This is a genomic window from Vibrio sp. 1249-1 (genome assembly GCF_033340495.1).
Genome location: NZ_JAWOWJ010000004.1, coordinates 1 through 20,795, shown reverse-complemented (window position 1 = coordinate 20,795; position 20,795 = coordinate 1). Strand labels below are relative to the sequence as shown.

At 42.8% G+C, this 20,795-nt stretch carries 16 protein-coding genes and 1 tRNA gene; 11 read left to right on the top strand and 6 right to left on the bottom strand.

Annotation, left to right across the window (positions count from 1 at the left end):
* The first annotated feature begins 2 nt into the window (after nt 1-2).
* From tssH to R7Z50_RS09030, 7 genes are all read left to right on the top strand, one after another.
* Entirely contained in the window at nt 3-2,570 is a 2,568-nt protein-coding gene (gene tssH / locus R7Z50_RS09060) for a type VI secretion system ATPase TssH (protein ID WP_318149030.1), read from the top strand.
* 208 nt (nt 2,571-2,778) lie between these two features.
* Nucleotides 2,779-3,258, top strand: a complete 480-nt coding sequence (locus R7Z50_RS09055) for an Hcp family type VI secretion system effector (protein ID WP_005375967.1) — start codon at nt 2,779-2,781, stop codon at nt 3,256-3,258.
* 49 nt (nt 3,259-3,307) lie between these two features.
* Nucleotides 3,308-5,143 carry a type VI secretion system tip protein TssI/VgrG gene (tssI, locus tag R7Z50_RS09050; RefSeq protein WP_186585264.1) on the top strand — a complete coding sequence of 612 codons (1,836 nt, stop codon included), beginning with the start codon at nt 3,308-3,310 and terminating at the stop codon, nt 5,141-5,143.
* An 11-nt stretch (nt 5,144-5,154) separates the two neighbouring features.
* Nucleotides 5,155-5,445, top strand: a complete 291-nt coding sequence (locus R7Z50_RS09045; protein WP_005375969.1) for a PAAR domain-containing protein — start codon at nt 5,155-5,157, stop codon at nt 5,443-5,445.
* A complete protein-coding gene (locus R7Z50_RS09040; RefSeq protein ID WP_054578967.1) occupies nt 5,446-6,285 on the top strand; it encodes a hypothetical protein in 840 nt (279 codons plus the stop codon).
* Nucleotides 6,286-6,643: 358 nt separating this feature from the next.
* Nucleotides 6,644-7,777, top strand: coding sequence for an exonuclease SbcCD subunit D (locus R7Z50_RS09035; protein WP_017820209.1), 1,134 nt, complete (start codon nt 6,644-6,646; stop codon nt 7,775-7,777).
* A 9-nt stretch (nt 7,778-7,786) separates the two neighbouring features.
* Nucleotides 7,787-10,843 (top strand): AAA family ATPase, encoded by a 3,057-nt coding sequence (locus R7Z50_RS09030; RefSeq protein WP_115386666.1) that lies wholly within the window; start codon nt 7,787-7,789, stop codon nt 10,841-10,843.
* A gap of 59 nt (nt 10,844-10,902) precedes the next feature.
* On the opposite strand, the gene R7Z50_RS09025 is transcribed toward R7Z50_RS09030, so the two are convergent.
* Entirely contained in the window at nt 10,903-11,283 is a 381-nt protein-coding gene (locus R7Z50_RS09025; RefSeq protein WP_005387498.1) for a cystatin domain-containing protein, read from the bottom strand.
* Nucleotides 11,284-11,590: 307 nt separating this feature from the next.
* On the opposite strand from R7Z50_RS09025, the gene R7Z50_RS09020 reads away from it, so the two are divergent.
* Nucleotides 11,591-12,124 (top strand): lipocalin family protein, encoded by a 534-nt coding sequence (locus R7Z50_RS09020; RefSeq protein ID WP_025767720.1) that lies wholly within the window; start codon nt 11,591-11,593, stop codon nt 12,122-12,124.
* 206 nt (nt 12,125-12,330) lie between these two features.
* Here the strand turns inward: R7Z50_RS09020 and R7Z50_RS09015 are convergent, their stop codons facing one another.
* The 5 genes from R7Z50_RS09015 to R7Z50_RS08995 all read right to left on the bottom strand — a co-directional run bounded on the left by R7Z50_RS09015 (nt 12,331) and on the right by R7Z50_RS08995 (nt 17,122).
* Nucleotides 12,331-13,326: a succinylglutamate desuccinylase/aspartoacylase family protein gene (locus R7Z50_RS09015; protein ID WP_042520988.1), complete on the bottom strand. Its 996-nt coding sequence runs from the start codon at nt 13,324-13,326 to the stop codon at nt 12,331-12,333.
* 110 nt (nt 13,327-13,436) lie between these two features.
* A complete protein-coding gene (yfcC, locus tag R7Z50_RS09010; protein WP_005387492.1) occupies nt 13,437-14,969 on the bottom strand; it encodes a putative basic amino acid antiporter YfcC in 1,533 nt (510 codons plus the stop codon).
* A gap of 211 nt (nt 14,970-15,180) precedes the next feature.
* Nucleotides 15,181-15,501 carry a c-type cytochrome gene (locus R7Z50_RS09005; protein WP_005375977.1) on the bottom strand — a complete coding sequence of 107 codons (321 nt, stop codon included), beginning with the start codon at nt 15,499-15,501 and terminating at the stop codon, nt 15,181-15,183.
* A gap of 78 nt (nt 15,502-15,579) precedes the next feature.
* A complete protein-coding gene (gene ltaE, locus R7Z50_RS09000; RefSeq protein WP_005375978.1) occupies nt 15,580-16,584 on the bottom strand; it encodes a low-specificity L-threonine aldolase in 1,005 nt (334 codons plus the stop codon).
* A gap of 22 nt (nt 16,585-16,606) precedes the next feature.
* Nucleotides 16,607-17,122, bottom strand: coding sequence for an NUDIX hydrolase (locus R7Z50_RS08995; RefSeq protein ID WP_005375979.1), 516 nt, complete (start codon nt 17,120-17,122; stop codon nt 16,607-16,609).
* A 269-nt stretch (nt 17,123-17,391) separates the two neighbouring features.
* Here R7Z50_RS08995 and R7Z50_RS08990 point away from each other — a divergent pair, with 269 nt between their 5' ends.
* From R7Z50_RS08990 to R7Z50_RS08980, 3 genes are all read left to right on the top strand, one after another.
* Nucleotides 17,392-19,053: an ATPase RavA domain-containing protein gene (locus tag R7Z50_RS08990; protein WP_206969300.1), complete on the top strand. Its 1,662-nt coding sequence runs from the start codon at nt 17,392-17,394 to the stop codon at nt 19,051-19,053.
* Nucleotides 19,054-19,062: 9 nt separating this feature from the next.
* Nucleotides 19,063-20,517 carry an ATPase RavA stimulator ViaA gene (gene viaA, locus R7Z50_RS08985; protein ID WP_005375981.1) on the top strand — a complete coding sequence of 485 codons (1,455 nt, stop codon included), beginning with the start codon at nt 19,063-19,065 and terminating at the stop codon, nt 20,515-20,517.
* A gap of 204 nt (nt 20,518-20,721) precedes the next feature.
* Nucleotides 20,722-20,795, top strand: a tRNA-Cys gene (locus R7Z50_RS08980).

Below are 20,795 nucleotides of genomic sequence, written 5' to 3'. Positions count from 1 at the left end.
TAATGGCTTCACTCTCACTTTCAGCGTTGGTCGAAAGATTGTCTCCTCAGGCTAAGGAAACACTTGAACAGGCAGCTGCGATGGCAAGCTCCCGAACTCATCACAGTATTGAAATGTCTCACTGGTTAATGATGATTATCCGCCATCCTGACGATATTTACTCTGAAGTTTTTGACGAATTTGATGTCGATACAATCAAGGTTGAAACCGATATTCAAAAGGCATTAGAAAAATACAAAACAGGATGCCAGTCGGTGCCTGGGCTATCAGCTCATACAGTGACTGTTATGCAAAATGCCTTGTTATCTGCAACCATTGAATTCAATCAAGAACAGTTGGGGTGCATCCATCTTTTATTTGCCTACTTGTCTGATGATACGTTAGTCAACATGGCTGGTTCGATTAGTCCTGAACTAAACAAGATAGAACCATCTCGCTTATTGAACTTTAAAGAAAGTAATGCGCCTCAATCAAGATCGAATGACTTAGCGCAGTCAAACGCGAATTCCGCCTTGAATCAATTTACAACAGACCTTACTGAGCAAGCTAGGGAAGGTAAAATAGATCCGGTGATTGGTAGAGATAATGAAATTCGCCTAATGATCGATATTTTATTAAGACGCCGACAAAACAACCCGATTCTTACGGGAGAAGCTGGTGTTGGAAAAACAGCCGCTGTTGAAGGTTTGGCGCAAAAGATCATTGATGGCGATGTACCTCCCGCTCTGCAAAATGTGGCGATTAAGTCTCTGGATTTGGCATTACTGCAAGCCGGCGCAGGCATGAAAGGTGAGTTTGAAAACAGGCTTAAGAACCTTGTGAAGGAAGTAAACGACGCTCCACAGCCTATTATATTGTTCATTGATGAAGCTCATGGCCTAATTGGCGGTGGTGGGCAAGCGGGCCAAGGTGATGCGGCGAATATTCTGAAGCCAGCATTAGCGAGAGGCGAACTCAGAACGATCGCAGCAACTACGTGGGCAGAGTATAAAAAGTATTTTGAAAAAGATGCAGCTTTAACTAGGCGTTTTCAAGTCGTAAAGGTTGATGAGCCAGCCCCTGAGCTCGCGATCGAAATGTTACGAGGCTTACTTGATGTAATGGCACAACACCACGATGTTCATATCACTAACCAAGCTCTCAATGCAGCGGTCCAACTCTCAGCTCGATACATTAATGGTCGTCAACTGCCAGATAAGGCGGTTTCTGTTTTGGATACGGCCTGTTCTCGAGTTGCGTTAAGTCAGTCATCTACACCGGGAGGTCTAGATGCAAAAAGAAACAAACTTAAAGCAAAGCAAGCTGAGTATGAGCATCTTAGCCAAGAGAATCGATTAGGAGCATCTCTTGATGTGCAGCTCCAAGGTGTCCGAAAAGAGATTGATGCGCTATCTAATGACATTATTGAATTAGAGGTACTTTGGGAAAAAGAAAAAGAATGGGTAAGTGAAGCTAAGTCACTTAGAACCCAAATAATCCAGGAGGGTTCTGAAACTGCTAGAGACAAGTTACAAGAGCTTGAAAATAACCTCTCCGTTAACTCACAGCCCTTAGTTTTTTCGCATGTAAATGAAGCGCTAATCGCAGAAGTTATTTCGGATTGGACCGGTATACCGCTGGGTAAACTTCAGGATGATGAAATCCAAGCAGTATTGGGTTTGAAAGAAAGTTTGTGCAAGCGAGTTGTCGGGCAGGATCACGCTTTAGAGCTCATGTCTGAAGTGATAAAAACCGCGAGTGCGCAGCTCACGGATGAGACACGACCAAATGGTGTATTTCTCCTAACCGGACCAAGCGGAGTGGGTAAAACCGAATCGGCTTTGGCGATTGCAGAGAAAGTGTATGGTAGTGAAGAAAATGTCACGACTATCAATATGTCGGAATTTAAGGAAGAGCATAAAGTCTCATTGCTATTAGGTTCTCCTCCTGGTTATGTCGGTTATGGAGAAGGAGGTGTACTGACTGAAGCTGTTAGACGTAAACCTTATAGTGTAATTCTCCTCGATGAAATGGAAAAAGCGCACCCTGGTGTTCAAGATATTTTTTATCAGGTATTTGATAAAGGCTCAATTAAAGACGGTGAAGGTCGAGATATAGACTTTAAAAACACTATTATTATTATGACCGCGAACACAGGGACCGAAACGACGATGTCTTTGTATTCTGATCCTGATTTAGCGCCTGAGCCGTCAGCACTAAAAGATGCTTTACGCGATGATTTGTTGGTTGACTTTAAACCAGCATTTTTAGGGCGTGTGAATGTATTACCTTATTTGCCTCTATCAAGAAAAGTATTGATAGAAATAACAAAATTAAAGTTAGATAAAATTACGACTCGTATTCGTAAGCACTATAACGCTGACCTGTTTTTTGATGAGGAACTAATTAATGATATTGTAGACAATAGCAATGAGTCTGGGAGTGGTGCGCGTGTGGTACAAACAACCATAGAAAATACATTGCTTCCGAAGATTTCTCATGAAATATTGCATGCAATTCTTAATGATAAGACGTTTGATGAAATTATTGTTAAAGGTACAACTAGTGGACTTGATGTCTCAATAGTTTAACATCCTTTACACTCTCAATAATAATTGGGAGTTGGTTCATATTAACTATTATTTTTTATAAAAAACGCTTAAATTAAATCTTATTTAAAGATATAACAGGGCGTATTTAAAATGAAGTTTTTGATACATTAATCACTAATTATCACCAAACGTCAGATAATTAAATTACTACGATATATGTCAATTAATAATGCTATAGGAGATTAGCATGCAGTCTAATACGTATCTTAAATACGCAGATATTAAGGGTGAGGCAACAGCCGAGCAATACAAAGATTTGATTACACTACTATCTGTAGATTGGAGTGTAGGTCGTGAGATCTCATCATACACTGGTACAGCGATGGACCGTGAAGCGAGCGCTACTCGTCTATATGATTTGACTATCACTAAACTTCAAGACCGTTCTTCTCCTGACTTATTTAAAGAAGCGACGATTGGTAAAGGTAAACCAGCGGTTTTCCATATTACTAAGCAGGGTGAGAAGGTTGAAGAGATCATGAAGATCGAACTGACTGATGCGATGATTTCTAACTACTCAGTTTCTATCCAAGACGATCGTCCAGTTGAAACTATCACAATTTCTTACACAGAAATGATGATGACAGTGACTCCTACTGACGATAAGAACAACACTTCTGCTCCATTGGTATACGGCTACAGCGGTGTTAAAGGTCAACAAATGTAATTTTCATGCGGGGGAGTATTCCTCCGCATTTTTTTGAAAGAAGTATTTAATGAAAAGAGCAACTCAAGATAACAATTTCATCCGAATTTCTTCCCCATTCGGTAAAGATGCCATCATACTAAACTCGTTTGAGTATAAAGAAGAGATCTCAGAACTTTTTTCATTGCGTGCTAAAGCTTACTTTAATGATCAACGAAGTGAGTTAAACGAAATTATTGGTAAGGAAGTTACCATTACCCTTGAAAATAATGAGGATGTTTCTTCAAATCCTCGTTATATGCATGGTTACGTTTCTGCTGCAAGATTAGAAGGGAAAAGGGTTTCTAATACACATAAAGGCGAAAATTATAAAAACATAGAATTATTAATAGAGCCTAAATTACGTTTCGCTGAATATCGAAAAAATTGCAGAATATTTCAGCATAAAGATATAAAGGAAATTATCTCTGAAGTACTATCGGAGCATAGTGTTGCCTTTAGTTTTGAGCTAACCAAGTCCTATCCTAAATACACGTACAAAGTACAATATGAAGAATCAGATCTTGAATTTGTTCGACGTCTGTTATCGGAAGAGGGGCTATCATTTTTTTTTACACATACTAAGTCTGCCCATACGCTCAATATTTTTGATGACATCAGTTTTTATAAGCCGGGTACTGAGTTTTTAGTCGATTTTGATACAGGTACGGCGAAATCTAGCCACATTTCTTCTTGGCATGAAACGCAAATTCTGACTACTAAAGCGAGTCAAAAGTCAGGCTATAACATGCTCAAGCCTTCTTCGAATCCTAAAAATACTGCAAAGGGTGAAAGTGATTTTTTTACAGTGCCTGAAAGCGAGTATTTTGAATACATGGGTGAAATGGAGAGCAATGATCAATACGCACTGAGAAACACGCATGCAATAGAAGCACTACAGCAAAATGCATATTTGTGTCGTGGCGAGGCTACGTGCAGAACATTCAGCGTAGGCAAGTGCTTCAAGTTTAAAAAACATGAAGATAAATCTCGAGTTGGCAAAGAATATGTACTGTCTTCTGTTTTTTTGTCTGCTGCTGTTTATAACCAGACTGGTCAAGGTGGCACCGGTGCGCAAGGTGTCAAAGTCTCGTTTAGTTGTGTTGACTCAAAGACAATCCTTCGTCCTTCAGTTAACTATCCGAAACCTCAGATGAAAGGTTTGCAAACTGCAATAGTTACGGGGAACAAAGATGGTGAAATTTACATAGACAAACATGGCCGTATCAAAGTTCAGTTTCACTGGGACCGTGTTGGTAAATACGATGTAAATAGTTCATGTTGGATTCGTGTAGCGCAAAATATCGCAGGTAACGGATGGGGGTCGGTGTTTCACCCTAGAGTCGGACAAGAGGTCATCGTCGAGTTTGTCAACGGAGACCCTGATCAACCAATCGTTACGGGGTCACTATATAACGGTAGTCAACTCCCTCCTTACGCTTTACCAGAGCAAAGTTCTCAGAGTGGTTATAAATCACGCTCTGTACAAAAAGGTACATCCAATTTTAATGAGTTGCGCTTCGATGATAAGCCTGGTGAAGAGCACATTTATCTTCATGCTGAAAAACTGTTCCAAATGCTAGTTGAAGACTGTGTTGATATCGCCGTTGAAAACAGTAAAACCGAAAAAGTGACCAATGATGTTAATCAAGAGGTTGGTCAGAACGCGAGCTTGAAAGTAGGTAAAAACTTTTCGAATGAAACGGGTGAAGTACTGTCTTTTAATGCAGGAAAGAGCGTCGAGATCAAAGTAGGTGGTGCTTCTATTCAGATGTCTAGCTCTGGAGAAATCAATATCAAAGGTAATAAAATATCCATTAACGGCTCAGCTATTGCTCTTAAAGCTGGGCAAATTTCATTGAACTAAGGTGATTTAAAGTGGGTAAACCAGCCGCAATTTTGGGCAGCTTTCATCTTTGCCCTAAAAAAACAGGAAAGATACCGCATGTCGGTGGTCCCGTCGTTGTTGGTTCACCAAACGTAACGATTGGCGGGATACCTGCGGCAAGACAAGGCGACAAGCTTATTTGTATCGGTCCTCCGGATAGTATCTCAGCAGGTTCTTCTAGCGTAACAATCAACGGTAAACCAGCCGCAAGAGTCGGCGATTCAACGTCTCATGGTGGCAAAATTCTATCTGGTATGCCTACGGTTTTAATCGGAGGCTAGATGCCACTCGCATTTCAAACGCATCTTCTATCCTTTAATGGCCGTTCACACACCGTTCGCGAGATAGCTGATGATTCTTTTAGATTGTCCGAGGAAATCCGACCCCCTGACTTCGCTCAATCAATAGATGAGCATATATTAAGCCTCGTGCGCTCTGAGCGCGAGAGTCTTGAGCAAGTTGATATCAAAGGGAATCTCTGTGTTCTTTTACCATCTTCGGTAGACAAAAGCTTGCTTAAAGCATTGATAAGCGAGCTTTCTATTTTCGTTGGCCAAACTGTCAATACTGAAATTTACTTTTATCCTTATGGCCAAGCTGCATTTTTGATGGCACTAAATCGGATAAATCGTGAAGTTAATGAAACGCAAGCGACTTGGATACTGGCTATAGAGGTTACGAGCGATGTAGAAGGGCATGTCAAACCTCAAAGCTCTATCATTTTAACCAAGTGTTTTTTTCGACATTCAGGTCTTGTGCCTGATGTTGTTCGAATTGATTTAGATGCCAAACAACAACGCATCGCCGTGGACAAGGTGTTTAAGCAATTAGGAGTAAGTTGTGAACATCCACTCAGTCAATTGTATTTATCCGTTAATGAGGAAGAGCCGCAATGGTTAAACTCAATGCAATTCTTGTCTCCGTGGGTGACCGATCAAACTCAGTATCAATTTGTTGATATAAAACTTGGCGGATTGGGTGCATGTGGCGGAGTTTTAAAAGCGTTAGTGATTGATGAGCTTCAAAGAAGCAGCCCCTGCCCAGACTTTCACGTTTTGCAAGCCGACATCGAGCCAGATGGCTATGCGGTAGGAGTAATATACAATTGGCGTAGCGAATAGGTCTGGCTATTGCTTTTCCTTCTAGTAGCTGAGGTTTTAGTGATGCAAATGTTATGGGGGATTGACTCGAAACTGGCCCTTTAATGATGTTTGGACAATGACTAGGCGCAGCTTGCTTTTCAAAATAGCTTTGCTCACCGCGTTTTTACAGTGTTCTTCTCGCTTTCTGATTAAATAGCCAGCCATAGAACACAAACCACATGAAAAGCTGTTCGACTCAAGATATCCTTACCGATATAAAATAACTTGAGTTTTGGCTTGTTCGAGATCCCACCCGTGACGCATTCCTTTTTATAAACGGTACATGGACTCTGACAGAAGCAAGCCTACTCATAGAATTGGCGGAAAGTGAATTCGAATGAAGTTTATCCACACCTCAGATTGGCATCTTGGTCGACAATTCCACAACGTATCACTACTCGAAGATCAACAAGCAGTACTCGAACAACTGATTAACTATATTGAACGCAACCCCGTCGATGCAGTTGTAGTGGCGGGAGATATCTATGACCGTTCGGTGCCACCAACGGTTGCAATAGAACTGTTAGATCGAGTCGTGAAACGCATTTGTACCGAGTTAGAAACACCAATGATATTTATATCTGGCAACCATGATGGTGCAGAAAGGCTAGGTTTCGGCTCAGAGCAAATGAAAAATGCAGGTCTCCATATTGTTAGCAACTTTGAAGATATGCTCACTCCCATCATCATAAAAACGGACTCTGCGGACGAGGTCGCGTTTTATGGTATGCCTTATAACGACCCTGAACAGGTCAGGTTTGCCTACAAAGCCTCGGTATCCACTCATGATGAGGCTCATCAATTGCTTGTTGAGCAAATTAAAGAGCGCTTTATCTCTAAGCAAAAGCGCGTGCTCGTGAGTCACTGTTTTGTTGATGGGGCTATCGAGTCAGACTCTGAACGACCATTATCTATTGGTGGTTCTGATCGCGTGAGTCATGAACACTTCTTAGATTTTGACTACGTCGCACTTGGTCATTTGCATCAGCCTCAAAAGAAAGGCGCAGAGCATATCCGTTACTCTGGCTCTCTCATGAAGTATAGCTTTGGTGAACAGAACCAGAGAAAAGGTTTCACGTTAGTTGAACTGGACAAGAAAGGATTCGTTTCTGCAAAGCATATTGATCTTACGGCTCCTCATGAAATGCGTATTGTAGAGGGCGAGCTGGATAAAGTTATTGAGCAAGGGAAAACAGACCCCAAGAATGAAGATTATTTGTTAGTTCGTTTGATGGATAAACATGCGATTTTAAACCCAATGGAAAAACTTCGTTCAGTGTATCCAAACGTTTTACACCTTGAGAAACCTGGCATGTTAATTGGGGTAGAGCAGGAAATGGCGCAAGCAAAGTTGGCGCGAAGCGAAATTGATATGTTCCGAGATTTTTTTATTGAGGCGCAAGATAGCCAGTTGTCTAAAGAGCAAGAGCAAGCTGTTACTGACATTATTAAGCAATTATCACAGCAATAGGGACCAAAGATGAAACCAATTAAACTAACCATGCAAGCCTTTGGTCCGTTTGCAAAAACTGAAATCATTCATTTTGAGAAGCTTGGCAGTAACCCTCTATTTTTGATTAATGGTCCTACAGGTTCCGGTAAAACGTCGATCTTAGATGCCATTTGCTTCGCCCTTTATGGTGAAACCACAGGTAATGAGCGACAAGGTATTCAGATGCGGTGTGACTTATCCGCGCAAGACTTACCAACCGAAGTAGTTCTCGAATTTTCGTTACACGGCAAACAATACCGAGTTGTTCGATCCCCTGAGCAGGAAGCGCCCAAGGCCCGTGGTGAAGGGATGACGATTAAAAAGCACACTGCGGCTCTTTATGAACTCGGTGAGACTGAAACGCTTATCACCAGCAAGACGACTCAGGTTAAAACTGAAGTTAGCAATATTATTGGCTTGAATGAAACTCAATTTCGTCAAGTTATGGTGTTGCCTCAAGGAAAATTCCGAGAACTGTTGCTTGCTAGCTCTAAAGAGCGTGAAGAAATTTTTGGCCAGCTCTTTCAAACTGACATATATAAAAAAATTGAGTACGCGCTCAAAGATAAAGCGAGTGCAATTAGTAAAGCGAAAGGCGAATTTGATAATCAAATTCGAGGTGCTTTACAAGTTGCAGAAGCGAGTTCTGAACAAGAACTATTACAACAACTGGAACAAGTAACTAAGCAATTAGAGTCTGATAAAAAGAATGAGCAAGCAGCGTTAGATAAGCTCAATACTGCTAAATCTGAATTGCAAAAAGCGGAAACCTTGAATGGAGAGTTTTCGAAACGAGAGCAAGCAGAAAGCGCACTCAAGCTGCATCTAGAACACGCAGATTCGATAAAAGCTCGTCAACAGCAATTAGAAAACGCTAAAAATGCCAATAAGATAGAGTTGCCCTACATCTCATTACAAAATGCAAAAGCTCAAACGCAAGAGCTTAGGCAAAAAATCGTAGCTTTGGAAGAGAGTCTCGAAAAAGCTAATGTCGTTGCGAGAGAACAAGAAAACTTGCAGCAAAGTGCAAAAGAGGCAGCGGCAAAGGTCCCGCAGTTAACGCAACTGCAGTATCAGCTTGAAAGTATGAAAAACAAGTTGGTCGAGAAAGACAATTTGGAAAGTAAAATAACGGCGGGTTATCAACAAAAACAACAATTTGAAGCAACGTTAAAACAGTACATAGAACTAAAAGATAAGTTAACGTTACAGGCCCAGCAGGGACAGAAGGAGCTAGAGAAAGCACGAGTTGATGTTGCGCTTATTGGCAGCATCGATGCGGAAATAAAACAAAAACAACGGCTGTTACAGGATCTACAAAAGCTGCATGATCTTACTTTAGAGCTCTCTAAACTCAATGCGCTAACTGTAGGCAAGCAGCAGTCACTACACGAAGCCAGTCAGCGCTATATGCAGCGTCAACAAGCCGCTGATACGATAGAGCTTAAGTGGCACAACGCTCAAGCGGCAGTATTAGCGCAGCGACTAAAAGCAGGTGAAGCATGCCCGGTGTGTGGTAGCGAAACGCATCCTAACCCCGCAACGTTTGTTGAAGAAGCCGTTACAAAAGAGCAAGTTCAGGCGGCTAGAGCTAAAGAGCGAGAAGCTCAAACCTTGTTGAACCAACTAAGCAATCAGCTAGAACAACATAACGTTGTCATTAGTCAGTATCAGAATCAGTGTAACCAGTTGAAAGAGGAGTTGGGTGAGTATGCTACATCTGAGATCTCGACGGTTCAAAATGATTTGCAAGCGATCAATGCTCAACTCCTACGTCTACAAGCTATTGATATTGAAAAGCTAGAAAAGAACGTTGAACAGCTTAATCAACGCTGCGTCGTGGGTGAAAATAAAATTCATGAGCTGCAGAATAAAATGGCGGCAAATGAATCAACCGTTAAAGCGAACCAAGAACAATTGGCTCAATTACAAGCTTCTATTGACCCAAAATACAGTTCCGCTGACTTGCTTGAACGTGAAATTTTGCTGACAAAAGAGCAAATTCTGAGTTTGAACACAGGCTTAGAAAAGGCGCAAACCGCTTTGCAGCAAGCGATATTGGAGAAATCAAATGCGGAAAGTCACTTAGCGACGAACAAGCAGTGGTTATCTGAGTCAGAGCAAAAACTTAGCCAAGCAGAATTAGCGTGGAATGAGGCACTACAGGCGAGTAAATTTGAGGATGAAAGCCATTATCTAAGTAGTCGAGTGGGAGATGATGAACTTCAAGCCTGGCAGCAAGAAATAGACAGCTTCAAACAGGCACAAACCAAGCTTGAGCAAACACTACATGATTTAAATCATGCATTGAAAGATCTTGAAAGGCCTAATTTAGAGTCGTTTAACGATAGGTTAACCACTCTGCAGGCGCAATATATTGAAGTAAGGAATCAACTTGATACCACACGCTCAATATTTGAACGTCTTGAAAAGGTTCGTAAAGATATTGCCGTGTTGCATGAGAAAAATAGTAAGTTAGAAGAAGAATACAAAGTCTTTGGTACGTTGTACGACGTTGCTAGCGGTAAAACAGGCAGCAGGGTTAGCCTACATCGCTTTGTTCTTGGTGTACTGTTGGATGATGTGCTGATTCAGGCCTCTCAACGCTTAAGCCTTATGAGTAAAGGGCGCTATATTCTTGCTCGAAAAACAGAGGGCTTCAAAGGCGCTGCGGGTCGCGGCTTAGATTTAATGGTTGAAGATGGCTACACAGGAAAAACGCGTGATGTTGCGACACTTTCCGGCGGTGAATCATTTATGGCAGCGCTTGCTCTGGCACTTGGTTTGTCGGATGTTGTGCAATCCTATAGTGGCGGTATCCGTTTAGACACTTTATTTATTGATGAGGGCTTCGGTAGTTTAGACCCAGAGTCTTTAGATCTTGCTATTCAAACGCTAGTGGACCTGCAACAGACTGGGCGCATGATCGGTGTTATTTCTCACGTTTCTGAGCTGAAAGAGCAAATGGCGCAGAGGATTGATGTTGAACCATCAAGACTTGGTTCAACGGTGTCGATTAAATCTCAATGTCGCTTCGCTGTCTAATTCAGTGATTACTGTTAGATCAAAAAGCCCCTATTGTTAGGGGCTTTCTGACTAAGTCGCTACTGTTCGCAAAAGTGGCCTTCTTTTGGCGATTGGGTAATCGCATATTCGCCATCGAGGTTGCGATAAACAATCGTGTTCCAAACAGAGCCATCATCCAATTCAAACTCAATAGCATAGTTGACGCCGCTAACGATTTGCGCGTGAACATTCAGTATTTGTTTAAACGACGCTATTGTGTCCATTTTCTTTAAAACAAAGGCCATTGCCTTTTGTGCATCAGGGGTCGCGTTAAACTCATTCCACCCACCTGGCATGTTTCCTTGTGCATTACATACATCTGCCGAGGTCGTTAATTGTGTCGTTTCGCTCGGCTTTTCCTGCTGACAACCTGCAAGTAACACCAAAAGTGCACAAACTGACACTGTTTTTAATTTCATAACAATAACCTCTGTCTATAACGCAACGTATTATAGGAGGGTGATATGCCTACGAATGTCTATGTTGTGCAAAGTTTCTATATGCATAGGGTTAAATGCTGACAAAATGTACAAGCATGGTCAGCTTGTAAGTCAAAAATAGAGCAATCTTGTTATCGATTTGCTGAGATGACGAGGTTTCGGTGTTCAGCGCGCTATTGATGATGAAGAATTGTGATGTGTACCTATGAGGGCGATGGTGCGGCTTAGTGATCGATTTGTTATCTTCTAGAGTAAAATCAATCACTAATTAAAATTTAGGTGTTGTATGAAATCGATAAAAATATTTTTACTTTTGTCACTTGCAACTTTATTTGGTTGTACCTCGAAGCCGGATGGGGTGGAACCCGTGAATAATTTCGATTTAGAGCCATATCTAGGTAAGTGGTATGAGATTGCACGCCTAGACCATTCATTTGAGCGAGGCTTATCCAACGTTACCGCTGAGTATCAGGTTCGTGAGGATGGCGGGGTCAAGGTGATAAACCGTGGATATTCCGAAGAAGAGCGACAGTGGTCAGAAGCTGAAGGCAAAGCTTATTTTGTTGAAGATGAAACGGTGGGACACTTAAAGGTTTCCTTTTTTGGGCCAATATACTCTTCTTACATTGTGTTTGAGCTAGGTGAAAACTATGACTATGCGTTTGTCTCAGGTTACAACCACGACTACTTGTGGCTATTGTCTAGAACTCCTAATGTTGATGAGAAAGTAGTGGAGCGCTTTAAGTACGTAGCTAAAGAGAAAGGTTTCGCTATCGACGAGCTCATTTTTGTTGAACAAGAGAAACAACGGCAGCTTTAAGTTCATCAGCGTGGCTGAAAAAGCGGACAGAGGGGAAGCTTCCTAATTAAAGCTCAGTTTGTCATTTCGCTTAACAGTAATTTGTTACGGCGTAACTTAATGTGGTCAAAATGGATATAGCCCCATCATTTGTGATTACTCGTGATGGGGCTTATATAAATTTGAGTGAGCGTCGAAAGGTTGCTCTATCAACAAACGGTTATGGTTTACTTAATCAAACGAACGATCAGGGAACCTGGTGCTCGAATAGATTCAACATTGTGGCTAAGTACTGTGCCGCTTGTTGGGGCGGTGTAGCGTTTAATCTCAGCGCCAAAGCTGTCGTATTGAATCGCAAGAAGTTGACCTTGCTCGACAAAATCCATCAAACTGACATGAGGCAGTACAAAGCCGCCGTGTGTCGCTTTCACACTGATGATTTCGTTTCCTTCCAAGCATGACGTAATAGGGTCCATATCACCTTCAACAATGTTATGCTTTTTCAGCACATTAAAAATGCCTGTTACAGTTCGACTGATAAGTTCTTGCTCGGTGTATCGCCCCATACCTACTTCAACAGTAATGCTTGGGACACCATGGTTATTCCAGACCGTTTCAAGGACGCCAGCATCTCCAGGATCATTTAAAATCGCATCAGGATTAATGAGGCGAGCCATTTCTAATGATTGCTCGATTCGGAAATCTGCAAACACGTAAAGTGGATAGGCAGCACCACTGGTTTGAGTGTGAACGTCAATGGCTAAATCAGCATTTGGCTTGAGCAAATCATTCCACAATGCATATAAGTAACGTTGGGCCTCATTGCCGTTTTGGTCACCAGGAAAAAAGCGGTTTAAGTTTGCAGGAGACGCATCAGGGTCTGCGGAATAGAAATCGCGGCTGTGGTTTAGCATACCAGGCATGTTAATGGTTGGAACAATAGTGACAGTACCAGCGACTTCAGTGCCGATGAGCTCTCGAGCAGTTTTCTGCGCTGCTAACACACCATTGTACTCATCACCATGAACCCCTGCGGTAATCATGATCTTCTTGCCAGGTTTTTCACCTTTGAACACTAGCACAGGTAGGTGTTGCCACTGAGAGAGAGCATTCGTTGCGATGCGAAACCAAAACTTATGCTCGCCCGAATTTAGGTCTGCTACATTGAGAGATTGAATCACTTGATGACCTTGAATCACGTCATCGAGAAATTGTGTTGCCATTAAAGTTACCACTCCAAAACCATGAGCTAATCTAAAACCTTAGCGTCGTCATACCATGAATATTAATAAGGCGAGAACATGTCTCGCCTTAATTACCAATTGGCTTCGTTTTACGCAAAACCCATAATATGAGCTGCGATAACGACGATACTTGATAGGGTAAAGAGTAATAGAATAAATCGCCAGCAGAATTTTGCCCAGTCACCCCAGTCGATACGGCAGACACCAAGCGTTGCCATGAGAGATGCCGAAGTAGGGACGATAACGTTAGTAAAGCCATCGCCAAGTTGGAATGACAAAACTGCCACTTGGCGCGTAACTCCTGCAATGTCTGCCAGAGGGGCCAGTAGAGGCATCGTTAGTGCCGCTTGTCCGGATCCTGAAGTGACGAAGAAGTTGAAGATAGATTGGAATACATACATTAACCATGCCGCAGCCACGTCAGGAAGCCCGCTAATCACGCCGCCAGCACTGTTTAGAATTGAATTCAGTACACTCGCTTCATCAGTTGTACCACCACCAAGTATAAGCAATACACCTTTCGCACAACCCACTAATAGGGCAGGTGCAAGCATAATAGCTGCACCTTCTTTAAATGCATCAGCTGCGCAGTTTAGCGTCATACCGTTCAGGCGGAAAATCGTACCGATGATCGCGACAACAAAGCCCATAGTGAAAAATTGAGAAGCGATTTCTGGGATGTACCATGCGTTAGCGACTACGCCCCAAACGACCCACACCGTGGTCGCAATAACCGTAAGGATAACGAGTGTGTCACCTAGGTTCCAACGAGAATCTTGATTGCCAAGCTCTTGCTGACGGAAATACTGGTCTGTGCGGTGGCTGTAAGAAAGTTTAGGATTTGACTTCACACGAGCGGCGTAGATCATTGTGAAAGCGATACCGATTAACGTAAAGCCAGCCCATAACCCCATGCGCACTGTCATGCCAGATAAAACAGGTACACCCGCAATGCCTTGCGCAATAGCGACGGAGAAAGGGTTCATCCAAGAAGTAGCAAAGCCAATTTGAGTCGCAACATAGGTAACCATTACCGTAGTGATACCATCATAACCAAGGCGAACCATAAGCGGCGCGATAATAATCGCAAATGCTACGGCTTCTTCACCCATACCAAATACTGCACCGCCTAGCGAGAACAGCAAAAATAGCACTGGAATGAATAGCGCTTCGTTACCTTTGGTCTTATCGATAAGGCGCAGGATACCGTTATCGATTGTGCCTGTGCGCATTACAACGCCGAAAGCACCGCCGATAACCAACATGAACATAATCACGCCGATTGCGCTGCCCCATTTAGAGCCAGAAACTAGCCCTTCGAAAGGGAAGTTCATCAGACCAATGCCACCACCAGAAGCAAACAGGCCAACCTTGTTGTAAACCAATTCACCGTTTTCGTCGGTTGCATAAGAGAAAGAAGAAGGATCGATAACTGTGCGAGTTTTTTCTGCACCGTCGACCATGTAGGTCACCTGTTGGCTATCAAAATGACCAGCAGGAATTAAGTAGGTAAGAATCGCAGCAAGAATACCAACAATGAAGATCAAAATGAGGGTATCTGGCATCTGCCACGACTTAGGGGTAGCAACCGAGTCTGCTGGTTGCGCATGTGTGTGAGACATAACTTACTTCACGTCAAATTCAATAAAGCATGAAATATCGATAAAATAGAATAAAAAGTCAATATTAATGCTTATGTTGAACTATAAATTCATCAAATATTTGAAGTGAAGTTAATTTGATTGTTTAGTGGTCAAATGTTGGGTTAATGTTTCAATATGCGTTGAGTTTGGATGATTCACGAGCTTTCATAGTCATCTACAGGTGATCTAATTACTTGATTTCTGTCTGTTCTGCATAAAAAGCAGCGACATCACGAAGGTCTTCATCATTTAACATTTTTAACTGTGCTGCCATCATTTCTGCAAGCGGCCCTTTACGCTCACCGGCTTGATAAGATTTCATTGCATTGTAAAGGTACTGAGAATTTTGACCAGCAAGGCTTGGATAGGTGTTGTTCGTTGCGATGCCTTTAACACCGTGACAATAGACACAGCTAGGTGATTTGATTTTACCTTTATCAGCATCACCAAACGGCTCGGCATGGATAGCGGAAGAGAAAATAAAAGAGATTAGAAGTACAAACCTGAGCATGGAGGTTATCTATTCGCTAAAAATCATGGCGATACAATAAAGCTTCCCCTTAGGGGAAGCTCAATGATCAAAATCAAATTAAAGTAGAGATTTTATACTTGATAAGAAAGTGTCGATGTCTTTCGCTGAAATATCTTTATGAGTTACAAAACGAATTGGATTTCCAGGGGTTATCGTGATGTTTTGTTCCTTTAGTTTCGCAGCGATACTTACTATGTCCACTTGAGGATCAAGCTTCGCGAACACGATGTTCGTTTGAACAAATTCAGGGTTGACTGAAAAACCAGGCAGTTCTGCTAAACCTTCCGCTAAGGTTTTTGCGTTGATGTGGTCTTGTTTTAGCTGTTCCACTTGTTCGGTAAGGGCAAGTTTGCCTGCTGCGGCAAGAATACCCGCTTGACGCATACCACCGCCGACCATCTTTCTTAAGCGACGTGCTTTTGCGATGTAGTCTTTGCTACCAAGTAGTAGCGAGCCAACAGGGGCAGCCAGACCTTTCGACAGACAGATCGTCATTGAATCAAAGTACTGACCGATCTCTTTTACCGGAACATCAAGTGCAACGGCTGCGTTAAAAACGCGAGCGCCATCTAGATGCATCTGCAAGTTATGTTTATTCACGAAGTCACGTGCTTCTGCTAAGTAAGACAGAGGTAGTACTTTACCATTAATTGTGTTTTCTAAGCTGAGAAGCTTAGTGCGAGCAAAGTGACAATCATCTGGTTTAATCGCAGCAGCCAGTTTATCAAATGGTAGCGTGCCATCTGGGTTATTTTCGACTGGTTGAGGTTGAATTGATCCCAAAACCGCCGCGCCACCAGCTTCGTATTTGTAGTTATGTGCTTGTTGCCCACATAGATATTCATCTCCCCGCTCGCAATGCGCCATTAAACCGAGCAGATTGGCTTGAGTGCCTGAAGTGGTAAACAAAGCTGCTTCGAAACCAGCAAGCTGCGCAGCAAATTTTTCAAGCTCATTGACCGTAGGGTCATCACCATAAACATCATCCCCAACGGGGGCCTTAAACATGGCTTCTCGCATGGCTTGGGTGGGCTGTGTAACGGTATCTGATCGAAAATCCATGAATGTCTCCTTGGTCAAAGTCCTAAATATATCCGCAAAGGCGCGCTTTGCTTAAGCAAGCGATCGTTTTGGCATCGGTGATCGTGCCATCGACTATCTTTTCTTCGAGTTGCTTGATTGACAAGGTGACGACCTCAATCACTTCGTCTTCATCGCACTCGTAACGGTTTGTTTTGTTGAGCTTTTCGGCAACAAATAGATACTGTATCTCATCACAAAATCCGGCAAGAGGGGTGACTTGGCCGAGAGACGTGAATTTCTCTGCACTAAACCCAGTTTCTTCCTCTAACTCTCTTTTGGCGCAGCAGAGTGGCTCTTCGTTGCCTTCTCTGGTACCAGCAGGAAGTTCCAATAGCCATTTATTAAGTGAAGGCCGAAATTGGTGGACAAGGACAATGTGACCCTCCGCTGTAATAGGGAGAATCACCGCAGCACCCGGATGATGGATTGTGGTGTGCGTAATTGCCTGTCCTGTAGGAAGCACAACGTCTTCTTCAATCAGAGAAATTTGCTTCCATTTATGAATTATCTTGCTCATGCAGTTATAAACCCTAGCTGTTACCGCATTTTTGACGTTTTTCGACATTAACCACAAATGGTGGGAAACAAAAGCAAAAAATACTGCAACACGACGAAAGCGTTTGCACTTTAAGTGAGCAATGTCTCATAAATGGAAACTTTGATTGCTTCGTCAAGAAGGGGAAAAGCATCTGCTATAAGGGGAATTCGACAAAATACATTTGTAACAAAGTTATAACAAGTGTATAAAAATGTTAACGCAATACCACTTCAGCAGCCGGAGAACGTATGACACAAACCTTATTTACCTCAAATGCCGAAAAAGCGCTTCTCTCAGAACGCATCAATAAATTGGCGAAAGCGTTAACGGATGGCGTTTATGAGCGTGAACATACGATCAAGCTCTGCCTTCTTGCTGCACTTGCTGGTGAAAGTGTTTTTCTTTTAGGTCCCCCTGGTATTGCAAAAAGCTTAATTGCCAAACGACTCATCCAAGCGTTCGATAACAGCAGTTACTTCGAATACCTGATGACGCGCTTCTCAACCCCTGAAGAGGTGTTTGGGCCACTGAGTATCCAAGAGCTAAAAGACAACGGCCGTTATGTTCGCTTAACTAAAGGGTATTTGCCAACTGCACAAGTCGTATTTTTGGATGAAATCTGGAAGGCGGGCCCTGCAATTCTTAATACATTGCTGACAGTGGTTAATGAGAAAACATTCAAAAATGGCAGCGATATCGAGCGTGTGCCAATGCGCTTGTTGGTATCGGCTTCCAATGAATTACCCGATGAAGATAGTGGATTGGATGCGCTCTACGACCGCATGTTGGTGCGTGTGTTTGTGAATCGAATTCAGAATAAACAAAACTTTAAGTCGATGTTGACTGTGGGCACATCGCAAGAGGCACAAGTACCAGAAGGCCTAGCGATAACTGATGAAGAATATCATCAATGGCAACAACAGCTCGACAAATTGACGTTAACCGACAATGCATTCGAAAAGCTTTTCCAGCTTAAAACGATGTTAGAAAGCAAAGTTGAAGCTCAGTTTGGTGATGTGGCCAATACCGATATGTATGTCTCTGACCGCCGCTGGAAGAAAGCCGTGAAGTTGTTAAAAGCGGGCGCGTTTTTTAATGGTCGCGATGAAATAAATCCGCTTGACCTTTTACTGCTGCAAGATTGTTTATGGAACAGTCCTGAATCGCGAGATGTGGTACGTGAAGTGGTTCAAGAGTTCGCCTTAAAACATGCATTTGATCAACAAGACGCGGAGCAGGAAATCGAGTACTGCCGTGAGTCTTTGGTTGATGTCCAACATGAACTAGAAGATGCCTACCGCATGACGTTAACGTCTGAAGCGGCCACGGGTATTTTGCGTAAAGAAACCATGCGCTTTGATAGCTCTAAAGCCAAGATGTACAAAGTTGGCGCAGCCGTTAACTTAGTTAAATTGGTTGTCTTGCAAAGCAACATGTCGGTTTCAGAATCAGAAAAAGGTGATAGCCGCTGGGTTTATGTACCCAAAGATGAGTTAGATCGAGTCATTAAAGAGGGAAGCGGTGATGTGTATGGTTACGTCAATCAAAACACCAACATGTGCCGTTTACGATTTGATGTTGACGCGGCGAATAACCTAGTTATCCGTGATATCGCGAACCGAGGCATTTTGGTTAGCCTAGTGACTCAAGAGGGCTTGGATGTAGAGCTTTACCAAAAGTGGTTAACGCAGAGCGAAAAAGCCGTAAATCAGCTTAGTGAGGCAGAACACCATATGCGCAAGGTGAAAGCGAACTTTCATGATGCGCTTCCGCATAGCTTTGTTGATCCTGAACTACCCCGCCTTATGGAGTCGAGTCTACAACAGGTCAGTCAGAGACTTGAATCAATCCAAGCAGAAAGTGAAAAAGTTATCCAACGCTTTAAAAACTTAAATCAGTTTTTCTCATAAGGAGACGACATGCTAGGTGCAGACGGACTTAACCTCGCGCTGATGGTGGCCGACTCCGGCATCATCGATAGCGCAGTTAATGATTTGATGGCTCGTTCACAAGTCATGATGATGGCAGAAAACCGAGGTGTTAAATCTTCGGTCAAAGGTCACTTGTTAAAGTGGCGAGGCAGCGTCAAAAAACGGATCACCAAGGTATGTGAGACAGAGCGTTTCCAACAAGAGCTGTCTTTATATCAAGAGGTTATTCATTGGGATGAAGAGGCGTTTTTTGAAAACATCGAAGATGTGATTAAAAAGCTGGAATGGCACTCTGCGTTTTACATGCAAGCTCGCCGAATGATGGAAAAGAACAAAGGGATGAATAACCCTATGTTCCCTCATTACTTTTGTGATCAATGGTACAAAAGCCTCACCGATGCTATAAAACAAGCGCAAGTAAGCGAGCTTGAAGCCAATAAAGAAAAGGTGCTGAATGACCTGTATCAACGTATGGAAACCATGCGTAATATGGATAAAGTCACGGAGTCGGGTGACGCTGAAAGTGTAGGGCGCCTGTGGGATATGGCATCTGCCAAGTTGAGTAAAACAGACTTAACGGTGATGAAACGCCATGCTGAGTTTCTGAAGAAGCACCAAGGCTTGCAAGAAATTGCGGAGCAACTCGGTCGTATGGCGGGGCAAGTAAATGATCCTGAACTAAATCGTGCGCCCACTGAAGAACTTCAATTGGTCGAAGAGAAAAGTGATGAGGCGACGGATGATATTGTCGGTATTCACGAAAGCGATGATCTAAATAAGCTACTTCCCAACGAAACGATGTTTTTGGCGTATCCTGAACTTGAAGTTGTGTTCTATAAACACTTAGTTGATAAACGGCTCATGAACTATCGTACACAAGGCAAATCGCGCACGTTACGTAAAGTTAAAGCTCACCGACCTGACCATAAAGCGGTAGATATCGAAAAAGGCCCCTTCATTGTTTGTGTGGACGCGTCCGGTTCCATGAGTGGCTTTCCTGAGCAATGCGCCAAAGCCATGGCTTATGCTCTGATGCAAATCGCACTAGCGGAGCAACGTGATTGCTATGTCATTATTTTTTCTACGGAACACATTACCTACGAACTAACCAAACAAGATGGTCTGCGCGAGGCGGCGGACTTTCTAACTTATAGCTTCCATGGTGGTACAGACTTAGAGCCAACTTTGATTAAATCTATCGACTTGATGAGCGGTGATAAATATAAAAACGCAGACATGGTAGTCATTTCCGACTTTATCGCGCCAAAACAACAAGACGAGTTACTGGCCAAAGTGGATGCGCTCAAAGCGAAGAAAAACCGTTTTCACGCGATTAGCTTATCGAAATACGGAAATCCTGCATTAATGTCGATGTTTGATCACACTTGGTCTTATCACCCTAATGTTGTGGGAAGATTGCTAAAAAGGGTCAGCAACTATTAAACGCCTTGTTGTTTCATGGGACAAAACGAACTGAAAGCGAGATTTATATTGCTTCGTTTTAAGGCAATAAGATCGAACTTTGGTCGAATTGACTTAAAAGAAATCAAACGAACAGAGAATGAAATATTTTTGTTTGACTATCTTCTCTCAATCCGTAAAGTAGCCACCAACGCAACGGGGTAGAGCCCTGAAGCGTAATAAAAAGGCGCCTTGGCAGAGTGGCTATGCAGCGGATTGCAAATCCGTGGACCTCGGTTCGACTCCGGGAGGCGCCTCCA

Coding starts and splice junctions, on each gene's coding strand:
- ltaE (WP_005375978.1), bottom strand. CDS start 16,584: ATGGATTTTCGATCAGATACCGTTACACAGCCCACCCAAGCCATGCGA.
- R7Z50_RS09015 (WP_042520988.1), bottom strand. CDS start 13,326: ATGGCAACACAATTTCTCGATGACGTGATTCAAGGTCATCAAGTGATT.
- R7Z50_RS09035 (WP_017820209.1), top strand. CDS start 6,644: ATGAAGTTTATCCACACCTCAGATTGGCATCTTGGTCGACAATTCCAC.
- tssH (WP_318149030.1), top strand. CDS start 3: ATGGCTTCACTCTCACTTTCAGCGTTGGTCGAAAGATTGTCTCCTCAG.
- tssI (WP_186585264.1), top strand. CDS start 3,308: ATGAAAAGAGCAACTCAAGATAACAATTTCATCCGAATTTCTTCCCCA.
- R7Z50_RS09005 (WP_005375977.1), bottom strand. CDS start 15,501: ATGCTCAGGTTTGTACTTCTAATCTCTTTTATTTTCTCTTCCGCTATC.
- yfcC (WP_005387492.1), bottom strand. CDS start 14,969: ATGTCTCACACACATGCGCAACCAGCAGACTCGGTTGCTACCCCTAAG.
- R7Z50_RS09055 (WP_005375967.1), top strand. CDS start 2,779: ATGCAGTCTAATACGTATCTTAAATACGCAGATATTAAGGGTGAGGCA.
- R7Z50_RS09025 (WP_005387498.1), bottom strand. CDS start 11,283: ATGAAATTAAAAACAGTGTCAGTTTGTGCACTTTTGGTGTTACTTGCA.
- R7Z50_RS08995 (WP_005375979.1), bottom strand. CDS start 17,122: ATGAGCAAGATAATTCATAAATGGAAGCAAATTTCTCTGATTGAAGAA.
- R7Z50_RS09030 (WP_115386666.1), top strand. CDS start 7,787: ATGAAACCAATTAAACTAACCATGCAAGCCTTTGGTCCGTTTGCAAAA.
- viaA (WP_005375981.1), top strand. CDS start 19,063: ATGCTAGGTGCAGACGGACTTAACCTCGCGCTGATGGTGGCCGACTCC.
- R7Z50_RS08990 (WP_206969300.1), top strand. CDS start 17,392: ATGACACAAACCTTATTTACCTCAAATGCCGAAAAAGCGCTTCTCTCA.
- R7Z50_RS09040 (WP_054578967.1), top strand. CDS start 5,446: ATGCCACTCGCATTTCAAACGCATCTTCTATCCTTTAATGGCCGTTCA.
- R7Z50_RS09020 (WP_025767720.1), top strand. CDS start 11,591: ATGAAATCGATAAAAATATTTTTACTTTTGTCACTTGCAACTTTATTT.